20 protein-coding genes and 1 pseudogene are annotated in these 25,741 nt (G+C 65.0%); 14 read left to right on the plus strand and 7 right to left on the minus strand.

All coding sequences use genetic code 11. The features are described 5' to 3' along the window. Position 1: 1 nt before the first annotated feature. The 13 genes and pseudogenes from LFL96_RS17070 to yacG all read left to right on the plus strand — a co-directional run bounded on the left by LFL96_RS17070 (position 2) and on the right by yacG (position 15,843). Positions 2–391 carry a DUF4150 domain-containing protein gene (locus tag LFL96_RS17070; RefSeq protein ID WP_280996387.1) on the plus strand — a complete coding sequence of 130 codons (390 nt, stop codon included), beginning with the start codon at positions 2–4 and terminating at the stop codon, positions 389–391. A gap of 94 nt (positions 392–485) precedes the next feature. Then, positions 486–998, plus strand: a complete 513-nt coding sequence (gene tssJ, locus LFL96_RS17075; RefSeq protein WP_280996388.1) for a type VI secretion system lipoprotein TssJ — start codon at positions 486–488, stop codon at positions 996–998. Then, on the plus strand, positions 995–2,389 hold the full coding sequence (gene tssK / locus LFL96_RS17080) for a type VI secretion system baseplate subunit TssK (protein WP_280996389.1): 1,395 nt from the start codon (positions 995–997) through the stop codon (positions 2,387–2,389). Before tssJ ends, tssK begins: the two co-directional genes overlap by 4 nt. 168 nt (positions 2,390–2,557) lie before the next feature. Beyond that, positions 2,558–3,790, plus strand: coding sequence for a type VI secretion system protein TssL, long form (gene tssL / locus LFL96_RS17085; RefSeq protein WP_280996390.1), 1,233 nt, complete (start codon positions 2,558–2,560; stop codon positions 3,788–3,790). A 26-nt stretch (positions 3,791–3,816) separates the two neighbouring features. Next, entirely contained in the window at positions 3,817–7,716 is a 3,900-nt protein-coding gene (gene tssM / locus LFL96_RS17090) for a type VI secretion system membrane subunit TssM (protein WP_280996391.1), read from the plus strand. After that, the gene (locus tag LFL96_RS17095) at positions 7,704–8,918 is read left to right on the plus strand and encodes an FHA domain-containing protein (RefSeq protein WP_280996392.1); all 1,215 of its coding nucleotides are present in this window, start codon (positions 7,704–7,706) and stop codon (positions 8,916–8,918) included. The genes tssM and LFL96_RS17095 overlap by 13 nt, the downstream gene beginning before the upstream one ends. 90 nt (positions 8,919–9,008) lie before the next feature. Beyond that, positions 9,009–10,313, plus strand: coding sequence for an HlyC/CorC family transporter (locus tag LFL96_RS17100; protein WP_280996393.1), 1,305 nt, complete (start codon positions 9,009–9,011; stop codon positions 10,311–10,313). A 222-nt stretch (positions 10,314–10,535) separates the two neighbouring features. Further along, positions 10,536–11,695, plus strand: a pseudogene (locus LFL96_RS17105) (ATPase, T2SS/T4P/T4SS family); the annotation flags it as partial. Next, positions 11,692–12,927, plus strand: coding sequence for a type II secretion system F family protein (locus LFL96_RS17110; protein WP_280996394.1), 1,236 nt, complete (start codon positions 11,692–11,694; stop codon positions 12,925–12,927). The pseudogene LFL96_RS17105 and the gene LFL96_RS17110, both read left to right, overlap by 4 nt. 28 nt (positions 12,928–12,955) lie before the next feature. Then, positions 12,956–13,897 carry an A24 family peptidase gene (locus tag LFL96_RS17115; protein WP_280996395.1) on the plus strand — a complete coding sequence of 314 codons (942 nt, stop codon included), beginning with the start codon at positions 12,956–12,958 and terminating at the stop codon, positions 13,895–13,897. A gap of 3 nt (positions 13,898–13,900) precedes the next feature. Next, positions 13,901–14,560, plus strand: a complete 660-nt coding sequence (gene coaE / locus LFL96_RS17120; RefSeq protein WP_280996396.1) for a dephospho-CoA kinase — start codon at positions 13,901–13,903, stop codon at positions 14,558–14,560. A gap of 149 nt (positions 14,561–14,709) precedes the next feature. Next, entirely contained in the window at positions 14,710–15,465 is a 756-nt protein-coding gene (gene zapD / locus LFL96_RS17125) for a cell division protein ZapD (RefSeq protein ID WP_105509539.1), read from the plus strand. Between the two features lie 180 nt (positions 15,466–15,645). Then, on the plus strand, positions 15,646–15,843 hold the full coding sequence (gene yacG, locus LFL96_RS17130) for a DNA gyrase inhibitor YacG (RefSeq protein WP_280996397.1): 198 nt from the start codon (positions 15,646–15,648) through the stop codon (positions 15,841–15,843). A 107-nt stretch (positions 15,844–15,950) separates the two neighbouring features. Here yacG and LFL96_RS17135 read toward each other — a convergent pair whose 3' ends face one another. From LFL96_RS17135 to secA, 4 genes are all read right to left on the minus strand, one after another. Further along, complete coding sequence (locus LFL96_RS17135; protein ID WP_280996398.1) at positions 15,951–16,373, minus strand: NUDIX domain-containing protein; 423 nt, start codon at positions 16,371–16,373, stop codon at positions 15,951–15,953. Further along, positions 16,370–17,239, minus strand: a complete 870-nt coding sequence (locus LFL96_RS17140; RefSeq protein ID WP_280996399.1) for an ATP-binding protein — start codon at positions 17,237–17,239, stop codon at positions 16,370–16,372. The genes LFL96_RS17135 and LFL96_RS17140 overlap by 4 nt, the downstream gene beginning before the upstream one ends. 43 nt (positions 17,240–17,282) lie before the next feature. Beyond that, positions 17,283–18,524: a bifunctional glutamate N-acetyltransferase/amino-acid acetyltransferase ArgJ gene (gene argJ, locus LFL96_RS17145; protein WP_280996400.1), complete on the minus strand. Its 1,242-nt coding sequence runs from the start codon at positions 18,522–18,524 to the stop codon at positions 17,283–17,285. A 206-nt stretch (positions 18,525–18,730) separates the two neighbouring features. Beyond that, positions 18,731–21,532: a preprotein translocase subunit SecA gene (gene secA, locus LFL96_RS17150; RefSeq protein ID WP_280996401.1), complete on the minus strand. Its 2,802-nt coding sequence runs from the start codon at positions 21,530–21,532 to the stop codon at positions 18,731–18,733. Positions 21,533–21,823: 291 nt separating this feature from the next. Between secA and LFL96_RS17155 the strand changes: the two genes are divergently transcribed. Next, positions 21,824–22,306, plus strand: a complete 483-nt coding sequence (locus tag LFL96_RS17155; protein ID WP_280996402.1) for a DciA family protein — start codon at positions 21,824–21,826, stop codon at positions 22,304–22,306. A gap of 192 nt (positions 22,307–22,498) precedes the next feature. Here the strand turns inward: LFL96_RS17155 and lpxC are convergent, their stop codons facing one another. From lpxC to ftsZ, 3 genes are all read right to left on the minus strand, one after another. Beyond that, positions 22,499–23,416 (minus strand): UDP-3-O-acyl-N-acetylglucosamine deacetylase, encoded by a 918-nt coding sequence (gene lpxC / locus LFL96_RS17160; RefSeq protein WP_280996403.1) that lies wholly within the window; start codon positions 23,414–23,416, stop codon positions 22,499–22,501. 289 nt (positions 23,417–23,705) lie between these two features. Then, the gene (locus LFL96_RS17165; RefSeq protein ID WP_280996404.1) at positions 23,706–24,209 is read right to left on the minus strand and encodes a peroxiredoxin; all 504 of its coding nucleotides are present in this window, start codon (positions 24,207–24,209) and stop codon (positions 23,706–23,708) included. Positions 24,210–24,467: 258 nt separating this feature from the next. Beyond that, positions 24,468–25,670, minus strand: coding sequence for a cell division protein FtsZ (ftsZ, locus tag LFL96_RS17170; protein WP_280996406.1), 1,203 nt, complete (start codon positions 25,668–25,670; stop codon positions 24,468–24,470). Positions 25,671–25,741 lie beyond the last annotated feature (71 nt).

Genomic DNA, 25,741 nt, shown 5'->3' on the forward strand with positions numbered 1-25,741 from the left:
CATGGTCATGGTCAATTCGAGCGCCGCCGGCGCGAACGACGCCGTCAGCGTCAACAAAACCCCACCGGTCGGCGTGCCGGTCGCCTACGACAACAACGCGCAACGCAGCCAGGCGATTCCGAACGTGAGCAACATCCTCGTGGCCTGCGCGCCCGCGCACAACCTCGCGACGCTCATTCCGGTCACGACCGGCGACGCGCCCGGCACGATGGGCGGCGTCAGTTCCGGCACCGTCTGCGCCAGCTCGCGCAATATCAACGGCGCCAACACGGTGCTGCTGCACGGCATGCCCACCACGCGGATGACCGACCCCACGCAGCAGAACGCGACCAATGCGATCGGTACCGGCACGTCGCCCAGCCAGACGCATATTCTCAATCTCGCCGGATGAGGCTCGCATGAATCACTCGCCATCGCCCATGCGACCCACGCGGCCCACGCGGCCCACGGCGGCCGCGCTCAGGACGGCGCTCGTGCTTGTCCCGTTGTCCGCGGCCCTGCTGATCCTGTTGACGTTGTCCGTGCTGATGATGGGCTGCGCCACGCCTCAGCAAACCTCGGCCGCGCCGTTCACGGTTTCGCTCGACGTCAGCCCAGCCGTGAACCCCGACGGCCACGGACGGCCCGCGCCGATTCTCGTCGGCCTCTACGACCTGAAGTCGAGCGCCGCTTTTTCGGCCAGCGGCTTCGCGCCGCTGCAGGATCGCGCGAAAGCGACCTTGGGCGACGACCTCGTCGCGTTGGATCAAATGATCCTGAGGCCCGGCGAGCAACGGACGATCGAACGGCTGGGCAATTCGCAGACGCGCTCGCTCGGCATCGTCGCCGGTTATCGCGAGTTGAACCAAAGCGTCTGGCGCGCGGTTGTCGCGGTACCTGCCGGAGACGACCCTGGCTTCTTTTCTTTCTGGCCGTTCGAGCCACAACCGCTCGTCGTGCACGCGACTATCGGCGACAGCGGAATCGTCGTCCGAATCTTGAACCGGGACGCTCGATGAAGCACGCCGCCGCACCACAGGATTTGACGCAGGATTTGCCATCGCATGACTCGGGCGCGGCGCGCGCGCGGGTCGTCTGGTCCGAGGGCATGTACCTGCGCCCGCAGCATTTCCAGCAATTCGAGCGCTACATGGAGAGCTACGTGCAGTTGCGCTGCCGCGCGACGCAGCGTGCGTATTGGGGCTTCGTCAGCATCGCGATCGATCACGACGCGCTCGCGCTCGGCAAGGTCGCGCTGACTGCGGCGCAAGGCGTGTTTCCGGACGGCACACCCTTTCTGCTCACCGATCCCGACGACCTCCCCGCGCCGCTCGATATTCCCCTCGGCGCAACCGATCAGCTCGTGCTGCTCGCGTTCCCGGTCAAGCGTCCGGGCGGCGAGGAAACGATCTTCGATGAGGAGCGCGCCGATTCGCTCGCGCGCTACCGCGCCTACACGCGCGACATCGCGGACGGTAACGCGGTCGCGCTGGGACCGGCCAGCGTGCAGCTCGCCCGCGCTCGGCTGCGTCTGGTGCTGGCGTCCGGGCTGGGTGGCGCATGGCAGGCCCTCGGTGTGTTGCGCGTCGTCGAACGGCGCAGCGACAACCATCTGGTGCTCGACCCGCACTACATTCCGCCGATGCTGAGCGCCGGCCAGCATCCGCTGCTGGCCGGCTACATCCGCGAATTGCACGGGCTGCTCGAACAACGCGGCGATGCGCTGGCGCAGCGGCTGTCGCGACCGGGGCGCGGCGGCGTCGCCGAAGTCGCGGATTTTCTGCTGCTTGCGCTCGTCAATCGCGCGCAGGCCGACACGTGGCACGAACACGAAACCGGCAACGTGCATCCCGAGGCGTTGTTTCAGCAATGGCTGAGGCTTGCGTTCGACCTCGCCACGTACACCACCGCCGAACGGCGGCCGACGGTGCGTCCACGTTACCGGCACGACGATCTGCAACACAGCTTCGCGCCGCTGATGACCGAGCTGCGTCGCGCGCTCTCGACCGTGCTGGAGCAGAACGCCGTCGCGATCGAGTTGCAGGAGCGCGCGCATCGCGTCTGGGTCGCGCGGATTCCGAGTCCCGACCTGCTGCACAGCGCCGGCTTCGTGCTCGCGGTGCATGCCGATCTGCCCGCCGAGACCGTGCGCACGCGTTTTCCCGCGCAGGTCAAGATCGGGCCCGCCGAGCGGCTCGCCGATCTCGTCAATCTGCATCTACCGGGCATCGCGTTGCGCATGTTGCCGGTCGCGCCGCGGCAGATTCCTTATCACGCGGGCTATCACTACTTCGAACTGGATCGCGGCGCCGAGCTATGGAAGCAGCTCGACAAATCGAGCGGGCTGGCCTTGCACGTGGCGGGAGAACTGCCGGGGCTGGCGATGGCGTGCTGGGCGATTCGTGGTTGACCGGCGCGAGGTGGATACGCAATGCGCGTGCGCAGGAGGTGATGTGGGAGGCAAGCGATCATGAACGGTTTTTCTGCCGATGCAGCCGGATTCGCGGCTCGGCGTGGCGGCGCACCGAATGAGCGGAATTCGGTGGCGGGCGCCGGACTTCCGGAGGCGCCTGGCACAGTGGGCCAAGCGGCCCCAGCGGATTCGACGCGGCACGGGTCGAGCGAGCGCGGCAACGCGCTGCTCGCCGCCGCCAATCCGCTGCTCGATCTGCTCGTGCCGATCCGCACCCGTGTCGATCTCGCGCCGCAGCGTGTGCGCGCGTTTCTGATCGATCAACTCAGGACGTTTCAGGCGCGCGCGCGACAGGCCGCCGTTCCGGTCGAAACGATCGTCGCCGCGCGCTATTGCCTGTGCACCGCGCTCGACGAAGCCGCCGCGCTCGCCCCATGGGGCGGCGGCGGCGCATGGTCGACCCAAAGTCTGCTCGTCGCGTTTCACAAGGAAACGTGGGGCGGCGAGAAATTCTTCCAGTTGCTGGCGCGCGTGTCGGCGAATTCGCACGAGCATCGCGATCTGATCGAACTGCAGTACTTCTGCCTGATGCTCGGTTTTCAGGGACGCTATCGCGTGATCGAAAACGGCGCCGCGCAACGCGACACGCTAATGCGTCGATTGCACAAGCTGTTGCATGAAAACGGCGGCGGCTACGCGCAGCCCTTGTCGCCCGCGTGGCGCGCGGCGGATCGCGCGCCGCTGCGTCGACTGCGGCGCGGCTTGCCGTTGTGGACGTGGCTGTTGATCGGCGGCCTCGGCGGCGGCGCGAGTTTCGGCGCGTTGCTTCTGGCGACCAACGCGCATGCCGGGCGGATCGCGGTTGCGATCGAGACGCTGCGTCTTCCTGAACTCGATAAGCCGGCGGCTGCCATTACGCCGGCGCCGGCAACGCTGCTGCGGCAATCGCTCGGCGCGCAATTGCGGGACGGCACGCTGATCCTGCGCGACGAAGCGGACCGCAGCGTCATCGCGATGCGCGGCGACGGCCTGTTCGACTCCGGTTCGGCCGGCGTGAATCCGGCCTATCTGCCAGTGCTCGCGCATCTCGCCGTCGTGCTAAGCCGGCTGGACGGCGACATCGTGATCACCGGCCATACGGACGATCAGCCGATCCGCGACCGGCGCTTCGCGTCGAATCTCGCGCTTTCGCAAGCGCGTGCCGTCGCGGTGAGACAGGGTTTGCTGGCGGCTGGACTCGATGCCGGGCGAAACATCGCGGTGGCCGGACGCGGCGACTCGCAGCCGGTTGCCGACAATCGAAGCGCCGATGGCCGCTCGCAGAACCGGCGCGTGGAGATCGCGGTGTTTTCGTCGAACCCGGGCCAATCCGGCGTTTCACAGGCGGCCGCGCAATGACGTTTCTGATACGAGCGATCGGGCGAGTGACGTCCCGCGGGTGGTGGCGCTGCATCGGCGTCGTGCTGTGCATGGCGCTGATCGTTGCGCTGATAGGGGTGGGTGGACCGTTGCTGGCGCTGGGTTCGGTGCGTCCGCTGGAGAGCGTGCAAGCGCGCGGGTGGGTGATCGGGATGCTTCTCTTTCTTGGGTTTCTGCGACTGGTCTGGTGGTGGAGACGGCGCCGAGCGCGTGGCTTGCCGGCGGTCCGTGGCAGTCGCGCGCGCGACGCGACGTACGACGGCCTCGGTCACGACGACTCCGCGGTTGGTGCGCAGGATCGCACTGATCATGATGCCGCCGCAGTCGCCACAACTGCCGCAATTGACGAACTACGCGCCCGCTTTTTCGACGCATGCTCGCTGCTGCGGCGCGCGCGCTCGACGGGCAGCAGAGTCGCTGCATGGCTCGATGTCGTCACGGGGCAGTACGCGTATCGGCTGCCGTGGTATCTGGTAGTCGGCAACGCGGGATCGGGCAAGACGACGCTCATCGGTCGCGGTGGGCTCGAGTGGTCGATGGCCGAGCAAGTTGCGCGCGCTGCCGCCGGCCGCGTCGAACCGACCCGGCAATGCGAATGGTGGCTCGGCAACGATGCCGTGCTGATCGACACGCCCGGCCGTTATCTCGCCGCCGCCGATGCCTCCTCGCGGCTTCATGCCGAATGGCGCGAGCTGCTCGCGCTGTTGCGCAAACATCGTTCGCGGCAGCCGCTGAACGGCGTGCTGCTGACGGTCGCGATCGACGAATTGCTCGATCTCGATCCCGCCGCCCTGACCACCTACGCGACGCGTTTGCGCAAGCCGCTGCAAGCGATGCGTGACGTGCTCGGCATGCAGGTGCCGGTTTATCTGTGTTTTACGCGAATGGATCGTATCGGCGGATTCAGCGAGTATTTTTCGGCGCTCAATCGTGATGCCCGCGAGCAGGTTTGGGGGACCGCGTTTCCTTCTGATGAAGCGGGTGCGCAGCGCGATGCGGCCTCGCCGGGCAATGCGGTTGCCGTTGCGCTCGGTAATGCATTCGACGATGCGTTCGACGGTGCATTCGACGCGCTCGCGAAACGATTGAACGAAGGCCTGCGCGACGTTGTGATCGCCGATCCGGATCTGGACAGCCGCGCGCTCGCCTATATGTTCCCGCAGCAGTTCGCGAGCCTGCGCGATGTACTCGGCGGTTTCTGCTCGGCACTTTTTCAGACTTCGCGTCTGGAGGCCAATCTCTTTGCGCGCGGCGTGTATTTCACGAGCGCGGTTCAGGACGGGTTGACGGTCGATCGGGTGCTGGCGACGGTTGGGCGCGATCTGGGTGACGCGGTTTCCATTGCGGCGTTGACCTCGACCGTGTCTGCTGCGTCCACTGCGTCTGCCGCGTCCACTCGTTCCACACGCCGCGCGAGCCAGAGTTATTTCATCAAGCAGCTTCTGCGCGACGCGATCTTCGCCGATGCCGGTATTGCAGGCGCAAGCCGCGTGTCGTGGCGGCGACGGCTGTTCGCGCACACGGCGTTCGCGATATCCAGCGCTGCGCTGTTACTGACGCTGCTGACCGGCTGGGCAATCAGCTACGCCAACAATCGCGCGTATCTGGACGAAGTCGGCGCGCACGTCGTCGCGTTCGATCGAGATTCGCGCCAATCGATAGCGTCACCGCCAGATGCGCTGATGCCGCTGGTTCCGATGCTCGACGCACTTCGCGTTCTGCCGTATAGCGCGCGATTCGACACGGCCGCGCCGCCGCCACTGGGCTACGGACTCGGTCTGTATCCCGGCGCGAACATCGCCGCTGCAAGCGAAACCCTTTACCGTCGCGCGCTCGACGAAAAACTGCTGCCGCAGGCGGCCGCCCGTCTCGAACCGCTGCTGAGAACAGCCCCGCCCGACGACGACGAATATGCGTACGACGCGCTCAAGGCTTACCTGATGCTCCACGACGCCGCGCATTACGACGGCGGTTTTCTCGTCGCATGGCTGATGCTCGACGCGCAAAGGTCGTTGCCCGCCGACACGCCCGAGGTGCAACGCGCTCGTCTCGATGCGCACCTCAGCGCGCTGTTCGACGCACGTCCGCTTGCCTCGCCGTTCGCGCTGAATGCGGCGCTGGTGAGTCAGGTGCGCGAACGGCTCGCGCATGCGTCGCTTGCCCAGCGCATCTATCGGCAGATGCGCCGTGAACTGCTGCGCAGCGAACGCGGCGCGCCGATCAGCGTGGTCAGCGCGGGCGGCCCGCAAGCCGCGCTGGTGTTCCGGCGGACGAGCGGCAAGCCGCTTAGCGACGGCATTCCGAGTCTGTACACGTACCGCGGCTACTGGGACATGTTCGACAAGCGCGTCGCCGGCGCCACCGCGCAATTGCGTTCCGAGGAACCGTGGGTGCTGGGTATCGATGCCACAACGGCCGTCGATACCGCGCGTCTCGCGCTCGAAGTCAGGCGCGCGTATTTCTCCGACTACATCGACGTTTGGGATGCGTATCTCAACGACCTGTCGCTGGTGGACAGCACGTCGATCGCACAGAGTACGCGCATCGCCCGCACGCTGTCGGCGCCGGATTCGCCGCTCAGACAGTTTCTGCTCGCCGCCGCGCGGGAGACGCATTTGTCGCGCGCGGACACCGCCGACGGGCGCGCTGCCGCCGATGGGATGCGGCAGCAGCACAGCGGGGCGTTACGCCGTTCGCTGGCGGCGATGTTTGGCGGCGAAGCCGCGCGGGGTGCGTCCGGTGCTCGCGGTGTGCCGGGTGTGCCGGCTGAGTCCGTGGCGCCCGGCGCGCCCGGCGGATTCGACGCACCGCAAGCTGCGTTCGACACGCTGGACGCTCACCCCGAAGCCGTCGTCGATGAGCACTTCGCCTCACTGCGACGGCTCGTAACCTCCCCGGACGGTGCATCCGGCACAAGCCCCTTCGACGCTAACCTTCACGCGCTCGATACGCTGTACGGCTATCTAACCTCCGCGAGCGCCGCGCTCGACGGCGGCAATCCACCGCCATCCACCGATGTGTTCGACAAACTGCAAGCCGACGCCGGACGCCTGCCGACGCCCCTGCGCAACATGTTCGGTACGTTGTCGCGCAACGCTTCAGCGCAGGTCGGCGGCGCACTGCGTGCGAATCTCGCGCAGGACGCACAGGGTGGCATCGGCCGGCTTTGCCGTCACATGATCACCGGCCGCTATCCTTTCGTGCGCAACTCGACTCACGACGTCGCCCTCGACGATTTCTCGAAGCTGTTCGCCCCAGGCGGGCTGATGGACGACTTCTTCCAGAAACGTCTTACGTCGCAGATCGACGCCAGCGGCGCCCGCTGGCGCTTCAGACGCGATGCGAGCGGCGCCGCATCCGGCGACGCGCGCCTCGCGAGCGCATTTCAGAATGCCGACATCATCCGCACCGCATTCTTTCCGGCTAATACGACGACGCCCACGCTGCGGATCGAGTTCGTGCCGCTCGAACTCGATCCGGCCATCGCGCAGTACACGCTGGACGTCGACGGCCAGACGCTGCGCTATGCGCACGGTCCGCAGATTCCCGTGACGATGCAGTGGCCCAATCCGGGCGGAACCGGACAGGTTAGCTTGCAGATCGGCACGGCGAACGGCGGCAACGGTGTGCAAGGTCAACAAGGCCTGCAAGGTCTGCAAGGCGGTCTCGTCGGCGGCGTGCAGAACACCATGCAAAACAGCGCGCAAGGCGGCTTGCAGACTCAAGGACCGTGGGCGCTGTACCGCCTGCTCGACAAGGCTCGCGTGACGCCGGGCGCGACGCCGGAAAGCTTCGTCGCCAGCTTCGATTTCAACGGACGCAAGCTGTCGCTGCGCGTCACCGCCAGCAGCAGCTACAACCCGTTCAGGTTGCCGCAGATGGACGCCTTTTCGTGCCCATCGTGACGCCATCCAGCAGGATTCCCCCTATGCCCCTTTCCCGCTTTCAACCGATCCGCCTGACCATCGTCGCCGGTCACGGCGAGGCCCTGCCGAACCAACCGGGCGCGCTCTTCGATGCGGCCGGCGGATCGATCGGCCGCGCCGCCGACAACCACCTCGTTCTGGCCGACGATGACGACGACGCGACGATCGCACGTCACCACGCGCGACTCACCGTCGACGGCAACGCATGGCTGCTCGCCAATACCAGCGAGCACGCGGCGATCGCGGTCAACGGCAAGCTCGTCGCGCCGCGCGAGCGGACAGCATTGCGCGCCGGCGACATCGTCAATATCGGCGCCTACGTGTTGCGAGCCGAAGCCGCCAGCGCGGAACCAGCGTGGGATCAGCACGAGGGCTTCGCGCGAAACGCCCAGCCTTCAGCCGCCCATGCTACCGATACGTTCAATCCACTGCGCTACGACGCAACGCCAACGCGCGACGCATCAAATGATCGCCCGCTCGACCACGCGCAGTTCACGCCATTGCACGATCTGCTCGACACGCCCTTGGACCCGCTCGCGCTGTTCGGCGCACCGGCGTCCGACTGGCCGGGTAGTCGCTGGAACGACACCGCATGGCACGACCCAAGCGCCACGGATCTGTTCGACGATCTCGGCTCGACGCCAGGAACTGGATTCGAATCTCCACCCATCGCCAACGCTTCCGGTCACGCGATCCGCGACGACGTGCCGGAATTCGACGGTCATCTGCATTTGCCGATCGCCGCGCATCCGTCGCCCGTTTCTTCGGAAACGAGCGCAAGCACAGTTGCTGCCGAAATCGCCGCGGCAAGTTCCGCGGCAATGTCGACGGCGAACGCCAACGCGCACACGGCCGACTACGCCAACCCGTTCGCCCGGCTGCACGACACCATGGCGCCCGTGGTACGTGTCGCCGTTACCGTGCCGGACTACAGCGGAAAATCTCCGCGACGGGTTGCGCATCAGCCAGGTACGCTGAATAAAACGGGCAACGCGCCGCCAGCGTCGTCTCCGCCGCTACCTCCACCACCGCCGCCCGCAGCGCTCGTCCAGGCTTTCCTCGAAGGCGCCGGCATCGCCCCTTCGGCAGAGGCAGCCGCCGAAGCCGGCCTCACACCGAAACTCATGCATACCCTCGGCGCCCTCGTTCGGGCACTCAGGCAACCCGACAGCCCAAATTGACGGCGCCGCGCGCTATCGCGCCTTCCCCGCAAGGCTCGCGCGCCCCCTCTGCTATATTCTCCCCATCCTGTCCCTCTCAATTGAAGAAGCGTGGAACAACTTCCGCTCTGGGCGCAGATCGGCGCCGTCTGCCTGCTGCTCATCTGCTCCAGTTTCTTTTCGATTTCCGAAACGGCGATGATGGCGATCAACCGTCATCGTCTGAAACATCTCGCCAATCAGAACACGCTCGGCGCGAAAACCACCCAAACCCTGCTCGCCCGTACCGACCAGTTACTGAGCGTGGTGCTGATCGGCAACAACCTGTTCAATACGATCATCCCGGTGCTCACCACCTCGATCGCGCTGCACACCTTCGGCCACAACAACCTCGTGCTCTCCATCGCGACCGGCATCGTCGCGTTCCTGATCATCGTGTTCGCCGAAATCACGCCGAAGATCGTCGGCGCGACCTTCCCGGAAAAGATCGCGCTGCCCGCGAGCCTGCTGATCGCGCCGATGATGCGCGTCGCGAAACCGCTCGTCTGGTTCGTCAATCTGTTCGCCAATTCGATCCTCCGCGTCCTCCATATCAATACCAAGGGCGCGCACGATCAGCGCCTGTCCACCGAGGAGCTGCGCACCATCGTGCTCGAGTCGGGCAGCTTCATGCCCACCAAGCACCGCAGCATCCTGCTCAACCTGTTCGACCTCGAAAACATTTCCGTCGACGACGTGATGATTCCGCGCCGCCGTATCGAAGCGCTGGACTTCGACGCGCCATTCGAACAGATCCTGCATCAACTCGAAACCTGCTATCACAACAAGCTGATCGTCTACCAGGGCGATATCGACCGGGTGCTCGGCGTGCTGCACGTACGCAAGACCCTGGCTGCGCTGCACAACCAGGAACTCGAACGCGAGACCCTGCGCGAGCTGCTGGCCGAGCCGTACTTCGTGCCCTCCGGCACGCCAGTGTTCCAGCAATTGCAGTACTTCCAGGAAAGCCGCCACCGTACCGCGCTGGTGGTCAACGAGTACGGCGAACTGCAGGGCCTCGTCACGCCGGAAGACATCATCGAGGAACTGATCGGCGAATTCACCACCTCCATCCCGCGTAGCGCGAGCACGCGCGGTGGCTGGAACGACAGCGGCGAGTGCATCGTGGCGGGCAGCATGCCGTTGCGCGAACTGAACCGCTGGCTGCAACTGACGCTACCCACCGACGGCCCCAAGACGCTCAACGGCCTGATCCTCGAAATTCTCGAAGACATTCCGGATGGCGACGTCTGCGTGCAGATCGGCGACGTGAAGCTCGAAGTGATGCGCAGCGACGATCAAGCGATCCGCACCGTCAAACTCTTCAAGCCGCCCGTGCGCGGCAGCACGAAGGCCGTCAGACCCACGCGTCACTGAAGCCCGCACACACAGCATCGCAGGGTTTCGCCGCGCGCACCATTAGCCGAATGGCCGAGTGGCACTCAGACGCCTGAAAGCCGATGATCGAGCCGTCACGTTTCACAGGCGGTTCATCACCGGCATCTCATGCAGGCATCCACTCGTCACGCTTCACCCGGCTCGAACACGCCTCACTTCGCACGCAATTCCGCGGCGGGTTCCACCGACGCCGACGCAACGCCGGCCGTCCGGCTGCTCACTGAAACCTTGCAGGAAGCGACGCGCCGCAATGCGTCGGACCTGCATATCGAACCGTCGGAACACAGCTGGCGCGTGCGCTTGCGCATCGACGGCGTGCTGCATGAAACGCCGCAGCCGCCCGCGCATCTGCGTGACGCGTTCATTACGCGGGTGAAGGTTCTGGCGCGCATGGACATCGCCGAACGGCGCGTGCCGCAGGACGGCCGTCTGCGCATCGCCACGTCGCCGGGACGCACGGAGGACTATCGCGTCAACTCGTTGCCCACGCTGTTCGGCGAAAAACTCGTGCTGCGCCGGCTCGATGCGTTACCCGCCGATCTCTCGCTCGACGCGCTCGGGCTCGATCCACGGCAGCGCGATGCCGTCGATGCCGCGATCCGCTCGCCGCACGGTCTGGTGCTCGTCACGGGTCCGACCGGCAGCGGCAAAACGCTCTCGCTGTATTGCTTCCTGCAATTGCTCAACGATACGGCGCGCAATCTGTGCTCGGTGGAAGACCCGGCGGAAATCCAGCTGGCCGGCATCAACCAGGTCAGCGTGCGCGAGAAAGCGGGATTGACGTTCGCCGTGGCGCTGCGCGCATTCCTGCGGCAAGACCCGGACGTGATCATGGTCGGCGAGATCCGCGACGAGGAGACTGCGGACGTCGCCGTGAAAGCCGCACAAACCGGCCACCTGGTGTTGTCGACGCTGCATACGAACGACGCTCCGGCGGCGATCGCACGGCTCGCCGACATCGGCGTGGAGCCGTATAACCTCGCGGCAGCGCTGCGCATGGTGACGGCGCAACGATTGGTGCGACGGCTCTGCACGGCATGCCGAACGCCCATGCCGCACTCGGCTGCGGCGTTGAGAGCCGCGGGTTTCGCCGACACCGGGCTCGACGGCTGGCAGCCGTACACCGCGCGGGGCTGTCCGCAATGTCATGGCATCGGCTATCGCGGCCGGATCGGCGTGCATCAGGTCATGCCTGTATCGGAGGCGAGCGTGAACGGATCGTGGCAGGCGCGGGCGCGCATGAACTTGCGCGGCTGGCTCGCACGGAGCAGGTCGCCACGCTGCGCGACGCCGCGCTGGCACGCGTGCGCGACGGCACGACGAGTCTCGCGGAAGCCCTGTCCGCCACGGAGGTCGCGTGAGTACCGTCGCCGTCCCGCTTCGTCCGCCTGCGCTGGACCTGCGCTTCAAATGGCGCGGCGTCGATGCGCAAGGCACGCACAAACACGGCGCGCTGATCGCGGCGGACGCAAGCGCCGCGCGTGCGTTGCTCAACCGGCGCGGCAACCTGTTCATCGTCGAACTCAGAGCGCATGGGCCGGCGCCCCGCCCCAAAGCGCGCACGGCCGACGTGACTCAGTTCACGCGTCAGCTCGCCAGTCTGCTGCGCGCTGGTTTGCCGCTCGCGTCCGCACTCGATCTACTGGCGCAAACCGACGATGCGCGTCAACCCGGCATGGCTCGAATCGTCGGCGCGCTCGCGCGCGACATTGCCAGCGGCCAGCGGTTTTCCGCCGCACTCCAGCGGCACGGGGCACAGTTCAGTGCGTTCTACTGCCAGCTCGTCGAAGTCGGCGAAGCGGCGGGCGCGTTGCCCACCGTACTGGCCCGGCTCGCCGACGACCGCGAGCGCGCCGCCGCGCAACGCGCGAAGGTGCGCGCCGCGTTGACCTATCCGGGCGCGATCCTGCTGCTGGCGATGATGATCACCATCGCACTGCTCGTCTGGGTCGTGCCGACGTTCAAACAGATCTTCGACGGTTTCGGCGCCAGCTTGCCCGCGCCGACCCGGTTCGTGCTGGCGCTGTCGGCGGGTGCCGCGCGCTGGAGTATCCCCGGCATCATCGCCCTCTTCGTCGTCGCGTGGTCTGTGACATTTCTGTTGCGACGTTCCGAAGCGGCGCGCATACGGTTCGCGCGCGTGGCGCTGACAATACCGGTCGCCGGTCCGCTGCTGGGCAGCTTGTGCGCGGCACGCTGGAGCCGGGCGCTAGGCACGCTGCTGACAGCCGGCACCCCACTCGCCGACGCATTCGGCTCGCTGACGCACGCCACCGGCAACGCGTACTTCGACCATGCAACCCGCCAGATCGGCGACCGGCTACGCCGTGGCGAACGCCTCGCGGCGGCGATGCGCGCGGCGCGTTGCTTCGCGCCCGAGATCGTGCAGCCGATCGCGGTCGCCGAGGAATCGGGCGCGCTCGATGCCATGCTGATCGACGTGGCGTCGCTCAGCGATCGTCAGGTAGACGAAAAGATCGCCACGCTCGCGAGCCTGTGCGAACCGCTCGTGATCGTCGTGCTGGGTGCGCTCGTCGGCGGGCTCGTGATCGCGATGTATCTTCCCATTATTCAACTCGGCAACGTGGTGTAGCATCGCAGCCGAATCCACTCTTTTCGCCATGCAGGCTACTTCCTCACTCGTGTCCGACACCTCTTCCAGCTGGCTTGCGGACTTGTTGCCCGGGCACTTCGCCAGCGACTTCGCCCTTGCGTTCGGCAGCCTGCCGGGCAGCGTGCAATTCGTTTTCGCGATCGTGTTCGGCCTCGTGATCGGCAGCTTCCTCAACGTGGTCGTGCATCGCGTGCCGATCATGCTCGAGCGGGCCTGGCAGGAGGAAGTGCGCGAAGCGACCGGCGCGCCGCCGGAAGACGACGCCCTGCCCGCGCGCTACAACCTGTGGGTGCCGCGCAGCGCCTGTCCGCATTGCGGCCACACGCTCAGCGCGTGGGAAAACCTGCCCGTGTTGAGCTATCTGCTGCTGCGCGGACGCTGCTCGGCATGCAAGGCTCGCGTGAGCCCGCGTTATCCGCTGATCGAGATCGCCAGCGCGGTCTGCGCGGCGGGCGCGCTGGCCGTGTACGGCCCGAGCGGCACGGCGCTCGCCGCCTTCGGCCTGTGCGCCGCGTTGCTGGCCATGAGCGCGATCGACATCGATACGCACCTGCTGCCGGACTCCATGACATTGCCGCTACTGTGGGCCGGTCTGATCGTCAATTTCGACGGCATGTTCGCGAGCCTGCATGACGCGGTGCTGGGCGCGATCTTCGGCTACCTCGTGTTGTGGGTGGTTCACTGGCTGTTCAAACTGGTGCGCGGCGTGGAAGGCATGGGGTATGGCGACTTCAAACTGCTGGCCGCGCTCGGCGCCTGGTTCGGCTGGGCCGCGCTGCCGCAGATCGTGCTGATCGCCGCGGTGAGCGGCGCGGTCGTGGGTCTCGCCGCGACGTGGCTCGGTCGCATGCGTTTTCAGGAGCCGTTGCCGTTCGGGCCATTTCTCGCGGCGGGCGGTGCGATTACGCTGTTCGTCGGTACGCCGCTTTATCTTGCGCTGGGAGGCTGACACATGTTCGTCGTGGGACTGACCGGCGGTATCGGTAGCGGCAAGTCGACGGTGGCCGATCTGTTCGCCGCCCATGGCGTACCGCTCGTCGACACCGACCTGATCGCGCATCGCATCACCGCGCCGCACGGTATCGCGATGCCATCGATTGCGGCCGAGTTCGGGCCGTCGTTCGTCGCGGCCGACGGCTCGCTCGACCGTGCGCGAATGCGTGCCCTCGTCTTCAGCGACGAAACCGCGCGCAAGCGTCTTGAAGGCATCACGCATCCGTTGATCCGCGCGGAGACCGAACGTGAACAACGCGAAGCGCGCGGCCCGTATGTGATCGTGGTGGTTCCGCTGCTGGTCGAATCGGGCACCTGGAAAACCCGTGTGAACCGCGTGCTGGCCGTGGATTGCAGCGTCGAGACGCAGATCGCGCGCGTGATGCGGCGCAATGGTTTCAGCCGCGAGCAGGTCGAGGCCATCATCGCGCGTCAGGCCACGCGCGAAGCGCGCCTCGCCGCGGCGGACGAAGTCATCGACAACGACGGCGCGTCGCTCGACAGTCTGCAAAAGCAGGTCGACGCTCAACATCGCGCGTATCTCGCACTTGCCGCGGATGCAGGCGCCGCTGCGACCCCCACGGCGAATGACCCATTGCCTCATCACCCTGACACATAGCCCAGCAAGCCGAAGCTCGCGGAAAACGGCCTGAAACACGCGAAAAAAGTTGCGCAAGCCGTCAGGAAAAGTGCGAGATTGCTAGGGTAGTCTCACGGCATTAGAATGTTCTGCATTCCCGTCACCGACCACGCCCGAGGCGAGCCCGCTTGATCCTTTACGAGTATCCCTTCAACGAGCGAATCCGGACGCTTCTGCGCCTCGAAGACCTGTTCGAGCGCTTCACGTTCTTTCTGACGCAGGAAGACGCCAGGGAACACCACGTCGCGCTGACCACGCTGTTCGAAATCTCCGAGGTCGCGGGCCGTGCGGATCTGAAGTCGGATCTGATGAAGGAACTCGAACGCCAGCGTCAAACGCTCGCGCCGTTCCGCGGCAATCCGGGCATCGAGCAGAACGCGTTGGAGGCGGTGCTCGGCGAAATCGAACAGACCCTCGCGGGCCTCTCGCAGATGCAAGGCAAAACCGGCCAGCATCTCGCGGACAACGAATGGCTCGCCAGCATCCGCAGCCGGGCAATCATTCCGGGCGGCACCTGCAAATTCGACCTGCCGTCCTACTACGCGTGGCAACAAATTCATCCTGACCAGCGTCGTCAGGACATCGCCAAGTGGGTCACGCCGCTGCTGCCGTTGCGCGACGCGGCGACCATCGTGTTGCGGCTCGCGCGCGAGTCTGGCCAGGCATCGAAGGTCATGGCCATGCAAGGCAGCTATCAGCAGATGCTGTCGGGTCGTTCGTATCAATTGATGCAGGTGCGCGTGTCGCCCGAATTGCGCGTGATTCCGGAAGCCAGTGCGAACAAGTACATGCTGTGGGTGCGTTTCACAGTGCAGGACGGCGATCTGCGTCCGCGCGCCGTCGACGTCGACGTACCGTTCCAGCTCACGCTGTGCAGCCTCTGATCGGCCCCGTGCAGCATCATCGGGGCCTTTCCCGCAAAGCGCGATAACGGAAAGGCCCGAGCAAGTCCCGACACCCATCTGAAACGAAAGGGGCACGCCTGCGAAGCTGCAAAGCTTTGAAGTGGCGAAAAATGCCCCTATATTCGTTTCTTGTTCCGTTTGCGATTGATTCCCGACCGTATGCCAACCACCGTCAAATGCCCCACTTGCGGCAAGGACGTCCGCTGGACCCCAGAAAGCCGCTTCCGCCCGTTCTGCTCGGAGCGTTGCAAGCAGATCGATCTCGGCGCATGGGCCGCCGAGAAATACAAAATCGGCGGCACCGACCAGGAAGCCGCATCGGACGAAACGCCCGGCGGGGAACATAACCCGCACTAAGGGCGACGGGCATTGCACCGCCGCACCAAAGTCGAACTCTGGATGTAGCAAGGGCGCTGTGAAAACACAGCGCCCTTGTTTTTTACGGCAAGCGGAAAACCTGGCGATTATTTCCGCTCGGCCGCCAGCCACTCCAGCACCGGAATCGTCGCCGGCAGCAACGGCTCGACATCGGCGGGCAGCGTTTGCCAGACAAAAGCCTGACCTTCGCGGCCGTGCGGATCGCCGGACCACTGCGTCACCTTGCAGAAGAAAAGCCGCACATAAGCATGCGGATAGTCATGCTCCAGCGTCTGCCAGCGGTGGCAGGCCTGCACGTCGATACCCAACTCCTCGTGCAGTTCGCGCGCGAGCGCAGCCTCGACCGATTCGCCCGCTTCGAGCTTACCGCCCGGGAACTCCCAATAGCCCTCGTACGGTTTGCCCGCCGGACGCTGCGCGAGCAGATAGCGGCCGTCCGGCTGAACCAGCACGCCGACGGCGACTTCCGTCACCTTGCGGCCGGCGGCATTCGTCGCGGCGTCGCTCATGCCGAGGTCTTCCGGCCGGACCAGTCGCGCGCGAACTGCCACGCCACGCGACCCGAACGCGAGCCGCGTTCGAGCGCCCACACCAGCGCATCGCCACGCGCCGCTTCGACTTCAGCGTCGTCGCAACCGAAATGCCGCAGCCAGTGGCCGATGATCGACAGGTAGTCGTCCTGCTTGAACGGATAGAAGCTGACCCACAGCCCGAAACGCTCGGACAGCGAGATCTTTTCCTCGACCAGTTCGCCGGGGTGAATTTCGCCGTCCGACGTGTGCTTGTACGTCTCGTTGTCGCTCATGTACTCGGGCAACAGATGGCGGCGATTCGACGTCGCGTAGATCAGCACGTTGTCCGACTGCGCGGCGATCGAGCCGTCGAGCGCGACCTTCAGCGCCTTGTAGCCCGACTCGCCGTCCTCGAACGACAGATCGTCGCAGAACACCACGAAGCGCTCCGGCCGTTGCGCGATCAAATCGACGATGTCGCCGAGATCGTGCAGATCGTCCTTGTCGACTTCGATCAGACGCAGGCCGTCTTTCGCGTACGCGTTCAGGCAGGCCTTGATCAGCGACGACTTGCCGGTGCCGCGCGCGCCCGTCAGCAGCACGTTGTTGGCCGGCTGCTTGTGCACGAACTGACGCGTGTTCCGCTCGATCAGCCCTTTCTGACGATCGATGTTCTGCAGGTCGTCGAGCGTGATCGCCGAAATGGCCGGCACCGGTTGCAGATAGCCGCGCCCCTGGCGCTTGCGCCAGCGGAAGGCGACCGCGGCCGACCAGTCGATCTCCGGCGCGGCAGGCGGAAGCATCGCTTCCAGGCGGCCGAGCACGGCTTCGGCGCGGGTCAAAAACTGTTCGAGTTTGTCCATGGCTGTGAATTGAGCGGCCGACGCGGCCGCGTGATGAACCCGGTTACGAGCGATAGTCGGCGTTGATGCTCACGTAGTCGTGCGACAGATCGCAAGTCCAGATCGTGGCTTGCGCATCGCCGCGGCCGAGCACCACGCGAATGCCGATCTCGCTCTTTTTCATGACGCGCTGGCCGTCTTCTTCGCGGTAGGCCGGATTGCGGCCCCCAGCGGTCGCGACGAGCACGTCGTCCAGATACAGATCGATCTTGCCGACGTCGAGATCGTCCACGCCGGCATAACCGATGGCCGCCAGAATGCGGCCGAGGTTCGGATCCGATGCATAGAAGGCCGTCTTCACGAGCGGCGAATGGCCGATCGCGTACGCGATCTGGCGGCATTCGCCGGCGCTCGAACCGCCTTCCACGTGCACGGTCATGAATTTGGTCGCGCCTTCGCCGTCGCGCACGATCAGCTGCGCGAGCGTCTGGGCAACCTCGGTCACCGCGTCGCGCAGCGCTGCATAAGCGGGCGAGTCGGTGGAGGTGATCGCCGGCAGGCTCGATTTGCCCGACGCGATCAGGATGAACGAATCGTTGGTCGAGGTATCGCCATCGATCGTGATGCAGTTGAACGAGCGGTCCGCCACGTGCTTGACCAGCGCGTCGAGCACCGGCTGCGCGACGGTGGCGTCGAACGCGAGGAAGCCCAGCATGGTCGCCATGTTCGGCTTGATCATGCCGGCGCCCTTGCTGATACCCGTCAGCGTCACCGTATGGCCGTCGATCTGGACCTGGCGCGAGGTGGCCTTGGGCAGCGTGTCGGTCGTCATGATCGCCTGCGCGGCGTCGTACCAGTGAGCTTCCTTCCGATTGGCCAGCGCGGCCGGCAAACCGGCCTTCAGACGATCGACCGGCAGCGGTTCCAGAATCACACCCGTCGAAAACGGCAGCACCTGTTCCGGCGCGATGTCCGCAAGACGCGCGAGCTCCGCGCAGGTTTCGCGCGCCGCGACCATGCCCGGTTCGCCGGTGCCCGCGTTCGCATTGCCGGTGTTGATCACCAGCGCGCGGATCGGCTTGCCACCGGCGCGCACGCGCTCCAGATTCTCACGGCAGACGGTGACGGGCGCCGCGCAGAAGCGGTTCTGCGTGAACACGCCGCCGACCGTGGCGCCTTCGCCGACGGAAATGACCAGCACGTCCTTGCGGTTCGGCTTGCGGATATTCGCCTCCGCCCAGCCCAGCGAGACGCCGGCGACAGGATGGAGTTGAGCGGGATCGATCGAGGGGAAATTGACAGCCATGGTCGCGACCTGTCGAAGAAAATGCCGGCAGGCGCCGGCATCGGGGATAGCAAACTGATGCCTCGGACAGGGTGCCGAGCCACCGCGAAATCTACTGGAGCGCTACGACGCAGCGCTCGATGAAACCAATGAAGCACCACCTGGCGGAACGGCGAAGCTCCACGTAAAACGACGCGGCGCGCCCGGGAGCGCGCCGCTTTTCGGCATTAGACGATCTTGCCGTGACACTGCTTGTATTTCTTGCCGCTGCCGCACGGGCACGGATCGTTACGGCCGACCTTCGGCACGTTGTCCGCGTTCGGCGCCGGCTGCGACGCCGCGCCTTGCCCCATGGCGTCGCCGATCATCGCGGCCGTGGCCGCTTCCGCGGCAGGCGCAGCCGATGCGGCTTCGGCGAATTCGGCGTGACGGAACTCGACGTTCTCCAGATGGCCGCCCTGCTCTTCCATCTGCTCGGCGGCCTGCTCCAGCTGTTCCGGCGACTGGATCTGCACGTTCATCACCACGCGGGTGACTTCGAGCTTCACTGCGTCGAGCATCGCGGCAAACAGTTCGAACGCCTCGCGCTTGTATTCCTGCTTCGGGTTCTTCTGCGCATAGCCGCGCAAATGGATGCCCTGGCGCAGGTGATCGAGCGCGGCCAGATGTTCGCGCCAGCTACGGTCCAGCGTCTGCAGCATGATCGAGCGTTCGAACGCGCTGAACGACTCGCGGCCGACCAGTTCGACCTTCGCTTCGTACGCTTCGTCGGCGGCGGCTTCGACCGCTTCGAGGATTTCGTCCGCGCTGATCGAGTTCGACTCGTTGATCATTTCCTGGATCGCGAGGTCGAGCTGCCATTCGTTGCGCAGCACTTCCTCCAGCTCGGGCACGTCCCACTGCTCCTCGATGCTGCCGGCCGGCACGAACTGGTGAACGATATCGGCAATCACGCCACCGCGCATTGCGCCGATGGTTTCAGTGATGTCGTTCGCTTCGAGCAATTCGTTGCGCTGCTGATAGATCACCTTGCGCTGATCGTTCGACACATCGTCGTATTCGAGCAATTGCTTGCGAACGTCGAAGTTGCGCGCTTCCACCTTGCGCTGCGCCGATTCGATCGAACGCGACACGATGCCGGCCTCGATCGCCTCGCCTTCCGGCATCTTCAGGCGGTCCATGATCGCGCGCACGCGGTCGCCCGCGAAAATGCGCAGCAGCGGATCTTCCAGCGACAGATAGAAGCGCGACGAACCCGGGTCGCCCTGACGGCCGGCACGGCCGCGCAACTGGTTGTCGATACGGCGTGACTCGTGACGCTCGGTACCGATGATGTGCAGACCGCCCGCGGCCTTCACCTGATCGTGCAGCGCCTGCCATTCGTCGTGCAGCTTCTGGATGCGGCGTTGCTTGTCGTCTTCGGCCAGCGTTTCGTCCAGTTCGATGAACGATGCCTGCTTTTCGGCGTTGCCGCCGAGCACGATGTCGGTACCGCGACCGGCCATGTTGGTGGCGATCGTGATGCGCTTCGGACGGCCCGCTTCGGCGACGATCTCGGCTTCACGCGCGTGCTGCTTGGCGTTCAGCACTTCGTGCGGCAAACCGGCCTGCTTCAGCAGATGCGACAGCAATTCCGAGTTTTCGATCGACGTGGTGCCGACCAGCACCGGCTGACCGCGCTCGTAGCAATCGCGGATGTCGCGAATCACCGCGTCGTAGCGTTCCTTGGCGGTCTTGTAGATCTGATCCTGCTTGTCGATCCGCTTGGGCGGACGGTTGGTCGGGATCACGACCGTTTCGAGACCGTAGATCTCGTTGAATTCGTACGCTTCGGTATCGGCCGTACCGGTCATGCCGGCCAGCTTCGCGTACATGCGGAAGTAGTTCTGGAACGTGATCGACGCGAGCGTCTGATTCTCGCTCTGAATCTTCACGTGTTCCTTCGCCTCGACCGCCTGGTGCAGGCCGTCGGACCAGCGGCGGCCCGACATCAGACGACCCGTGAATTCGTCGACGATCACGACCTCGCCGTTCTGCACCACGTAGTGCTGGTCCTTGAAGAACAGCGTGTGGGCGCGCAATGCCGCGTACACGTGGTGCATCAGCGTGATGTTCTGCGGTGCGTACAGGCTTTCGCCCTCGCCGATCAGACCCCACTCGGCGAGCAGACGCTCGGCCTTTTCGTGGCCAGATTCCGTCAGGAACACCTGGCGGCCTTTCTCGTCCAGCGTGTAGTCGCCCGGCTTTTCGACGCCGGTGCCGTCCGCCTTCTCCTCGCCGATCTGGCGTTCGAGCAGCGGCGGCAGCGCATTCATGCGCACGTAGAGTTCGGTGTGATCTTCGGCCTGGCCGGAGATGATCAGCGGGGTACGGGCTTCGTCGATCAGGATCGAGTCGACCTCGTCGACCACCGCGAAATTCAGGGCCCGCTGCACGCGCGCGTCGGTCTCGTAGACCATGTTGTCGCGCAGGTAGTCGAAGCCGAATTCGTTGTTCGTGCCGTACGTGATGTCCGCGGCGTAGGCTTCCTGCTTCGCGCCGTGATCCATCTGCGACAGGTTGATGCCGACCGACAGACCGAGGAAGTTGTAGAGGCGCGCCATCCACTCGGCGTCGCGCTGGGCCAGATAGTCGTTCACCGTGACGACGTGCACGCCGCGGCCCGACAGTGCGTTCAGGTACACCGGCAAGGTGGCGACGAGCGTCTTGCCTTCGCCGGTACGCATTTCGCCGATCTTGCCGTAGTGCAGAACCATGCCGCCGATCAACTGCACGTCGAAGTGGCGCATTTTCAGCACCCGCTTGCTGGCCTCGCGGCAGACCGCGAAGGCTTCCGGCAGGATCTTGTCGAGCGATTCGCCGCTCGCGACGCGCTGGCGGAATTCACCCGTTTTGGCGCGCAGTTGATCATCCGTCAATTGCTCGATCTGCGGTTCGAGCGCATTGATCGCCGCGACGGTCTTTTGATATTGCTTGACTAACCGTTGGTTACGGCTGCCAAAAATCTTCTGTAGAAAACCGGTGGTCATCGGATCGTTGTCTGCGTCGCGGCTTCGGCTGGTTCGCGCGTGCGGATTTCATGCACGTGCGCTCCGGGGTCGGAAGGGCCTCGGCGGCTTAGTCCAGGAGTGAATTCGAATCGGGCATTTTAGCACGCGCCCCCGGCCGCGCCTGTGTCAGCAGAAAGACGGCGGCCGGGCTTTCCGACGCCACGGCAACCGTCTTTGGCGGGTCGCATCGGACGGGTTCGCGCGCTTGCCCGCGCGGTACAATCGCGGCGTGAACGCGCATGGGGTGCGAACACGCCGCTACCTTCAAAAATGAGCCGTTCCCCGTCCTTTTCAAGATCGCCGCAGCAGTTCAAGGCACGACGCCCGCAGCCCGTCTCCGAGGTACTCGGTCGCACGGATGCGTTCGCGGCCCTGCGCGCCGGCGTCGAGCAGATCACCGCGCTGGAGAAGGACTTGCGCGCGCTGTTGCCGGATTATCTGGCGACCAGCGTCGAGCCGGGTTTCATCAAGGAGGGCGTGCTGGCGCTGTTTGCCGCGCATAACGCGCTCGCGGCGCGTCTGCGGCATCTGGAGCCGCGCCTGCTGTCGGACTTGCAGCAGCGCGGCTGGCACGTCAACGCGTTGCGGATTCGCGTGCGGCCGCAGGCGGTCAAGCCGCCGCCACCGGTCAAGCAGGCCCGCATGACACCGGCCGGCGCCGAGGCGCTGCAGACGCTGAGCGAGCAGTTGGCGCCGTCGCCGTTGCAGGAAGCGCTGGCCAGGATGGCGGCCCGGCATCGGCGGAATCGTTGAAAGAGGGCTTCGCGCGCTGTTCTCGTAAGAGCGGTTGCGGCGGGCACTCGTATCGCCTCAGGAATTGAGTCGCTTACACACCCAATCGACTCAAATCGCGACGCGATAAGAAAAGCCCCTGTCAGTCATAGACTGACAGGGGCTTTTTCAAACCAGCGCCCGTTCTTCAACGAGCTTGACGACTCTCGCCTATCAGGCGAACGCCGTCTGCGTTTCATACGCGAAGCCGCGCGGCGCCTTCTGCGTATCGTCGAACGTGACGATTTCGTACGCGTCTTCGTGCGCCAGCAACTCGCGCAGCAGCGCGTTGTTCAGGCCGTGACCCGACTTGTACGCCGTGTACGACGCCAGCAACGGATGACCGACCACATACAGGTCGCCGATCGCGTCGAGCATCTTGTGCTTCACGAACTCGTCGTCGTAGCGCAAACCGTCGTTATTCAGAATGCGGTACTCGTCCAGCACGATCGCGTTATCCATGCTGCCGCCGCGCGCCAGACCCAATTCGCGCATCATTTCCACTTCATGCGCGAAACCGAACGTGCGCGCGCGGGCGATTTCCCGCACATACGACGTATTGGCGAAATCGACTTCCAGCATCTGACCGGTCTTATCCACGGCCGGATGACGGAAATCGATCGTGAATTTGAGCTTGAAACCAAAGAACGGATCGAGACGCGCGAATTTATCGCCGTCGCGAATCTCAACCGGTTTGGTGAGCTTGATGAATTTCTTTGCCGCGTTCTGTTCTTCAATTCCCGCCGACTGAATCAGAAACACGAATGAGGCGGCACTGCCGTCCATGATCGGAATTTCCTCGGCGGTGACGTCGACATAAAGATTGTCGATGCCAAGGCCGGCGCAGGCGGACATCAAATGTTCGATCGTCGAGACGCGCGCGCCGTCTTTCTGCAATACCGATGCGAGGCGCGTATCGCCAATCGACAAAGCCGATGCGGGAATCTCCACCGGCGTGGGCAAATCCACGCGCGAGAACACGATGCCCGTGTTCGCCGCGGCCGGGCGAAGCGTCAACTCGACCTTACGGCCGGAGTGAACGCCGATGCCGACGGTTTTGACGATCTGTTTAATAGTGCGCTGCTTCAACATGGTGGTCTTCTATTCGATTGAAAATCCCAATCGGGACTTTTTATTCCATAGCGCGGATTATACTCCAATACCCTAAGGAGCGTCTTTGCACGGAACGTATCAATCTGTTTCGCTGCATTACCCCTCATGCGCCAATCAGGAAAAGCGTGACGGGCCGATGTCCGGAACGGAGGCGTTTCCGGTCATCGGCCCGCGTAACGGCCTGTCACAAAAGCGTCTTCCAGACCGTTGCCCCGACGCCACGCGTACTGCGCGCATGGCTGGAAGCGAAGGCCGGGACGCCGCGTAACTAGCTCAACGTCGCGAGAATACTCGCTGCATCGCTGACCTCGAATTTGCCGGCGGCTTCGACATTCAGCGTCTTGACCACGCCGTCGTCTACCACCATCGCGTAGCGCTGGGAACGGATTCCCATGCCGCGCGCCGACAGATCCTGCTCCAGACCAAGCGCCCGCGTGAAAGCCGCACTGCCGTCCGCCATCATGCGCACCTTGCCCGAGGCGTGCTGATCGCGTCCCCACGCGCCCATTACGAACGCGTCGTTGACGGACACGCACCAGATTTCGTCGATGCCGGCAGCGCGCAACTGCCCGGCGTGCTCGACATAGCCCGGCACGTGTTTGGCCGAGCAGGTCGGCGTGAACGCGCCCGGCAATCCGAAGATCACCACGCGCTTGCCCGCCGTCTGCTCGCGCACGTCGAAGCTGTTAGGCCCGATCGTGCAGCCCGCCCGCTCGTCTTCGACAAACTCGAAGAGCGTCGCGTCGGGCAGCTTGTCACCTGTCTGAATCATGCTCAGTCCTTTGCATCGATGCGAAGCACGCTCGCACGTCGTCGTGTCGCAGTGAAGTCAACCACGCGAGCTGGCCATACCCGCCAACCGCGCCGTGCGGCGACAGTCGCCCCATCCGCTTCGCAAAACCGAAGAGGGCACTTGTCCTGACCGCGAATCCAACGATACGCGGCCTGTTCGCCGTTCACCCGCCACGCTCGTGCATTCGTCCGCCAGCGCTTCCGAAAGAAGCGCGGCAACGAAAGCCTGCCCGTGCGCTCAGTCCGCCTGCTTGCGCAGGAACGCCGGAATGTCGTACGTATCGACGCCCTTTTCCTGCAGCGCCTGCACGTGCGAAGCCGCCGTGTCGCGCGAGGTACGCCACACTGCCGGCGTGTCCAGCGCGCCGTAGTCGGCGGTGCTCGCCTGCGCGGCAGCCGGTGCGTAGGCGGTGTGGTGCATGCCGCCGATCGGCTGGTTGTCGGTGCCGGTGCGCAGCAGCGTCATCGGTGCCGATTGCTGCTTCTTCGCCGCACGGCCCAGACCCGTCGCCACGACCGTCACGCGCAGCGCGTCGCCCATCGCGTCGTCGTACACCGCGCCGAAGATCACCGTCGCGTCTTCCGCGGCGTAGCTCTTGATCGTGTTCATCACTTCGCGCGTTTCCGACAGACGCAGCGAACGGCTCGACGTGATGTTCACCAGCACGCCACGCGCGCCCGACAGATCCACGCCTTCCAGCAGCGGGCTCGCGACAGCCTGCTCGGCCGCCAGACGCGCGCGATCGACACCGGCGACCGTCGCCGTGCCCATCATCGCCTTGCCCTGCTCGCCCATCACCGTCTTCACGTCTTCGAAGTCGACGTTCACCAGACCGTCGACGTTGATGATTTCCGCGATACCGGCCACAGCGTTGTTCAGAACGTCGTCGGCGCACTGGAAGCACTTGTCCATCTCGGCGTCATCGCCCATCACCTCGAACAGCTTGTCGTTCAGAACGACGATCAGCGAGTCGACGTGATCCTCCAGTTGCTGCGAACCGGCTTCCGCCACGCGCATGCGCTTGCCGCCTTCGAATTCGAACGGCTTGCTGACCACGCCGACGGTCAAGATACCCATTTCCTTCGCGATCTGCGCGACCACCGGCGCCGCGCCCGTGCCCGTGCCGCCGCCCATGCCGGCCGTGATGAAGACCATGTGCGCGCCGCGCAGTGCATCGGCGATACGCTCACGGGCTTCTTCGGCTGCCGCGCGACCCATTTCCGGCTTGGCGCCGGCGCCCAGACCCGTGTTGCCGAGCTGGATCACCGCGGTCGCGCGCGAACGCGAGAGCGCTTGCGCGTCCGTGTTCATCACGATGAAGTCGACGCCTTGCACGCCTTTGTTGATCATGTGCTGAACGGCATTGCCGCCAGCGCCACCTACTCCGACCACCTTGATGATGGTGCCGTTCGTTTCGGTTTCCAGCATCTGGAATTCCATGTTGCCTCCGTCAAGATAAAAAATTTACAGCCACTCGGCCGTTATTCGGCAGAAGATCGGGCAACCTTCTG

Source organism: Paraburkholderia sp. D15, assembly GCF_029910215.1.
GTDB lineage: Bacteria > Pseudomonadota > Gammaproteobacteria > Burkholderiales > Burkholderiaceae > Paraburkholderia.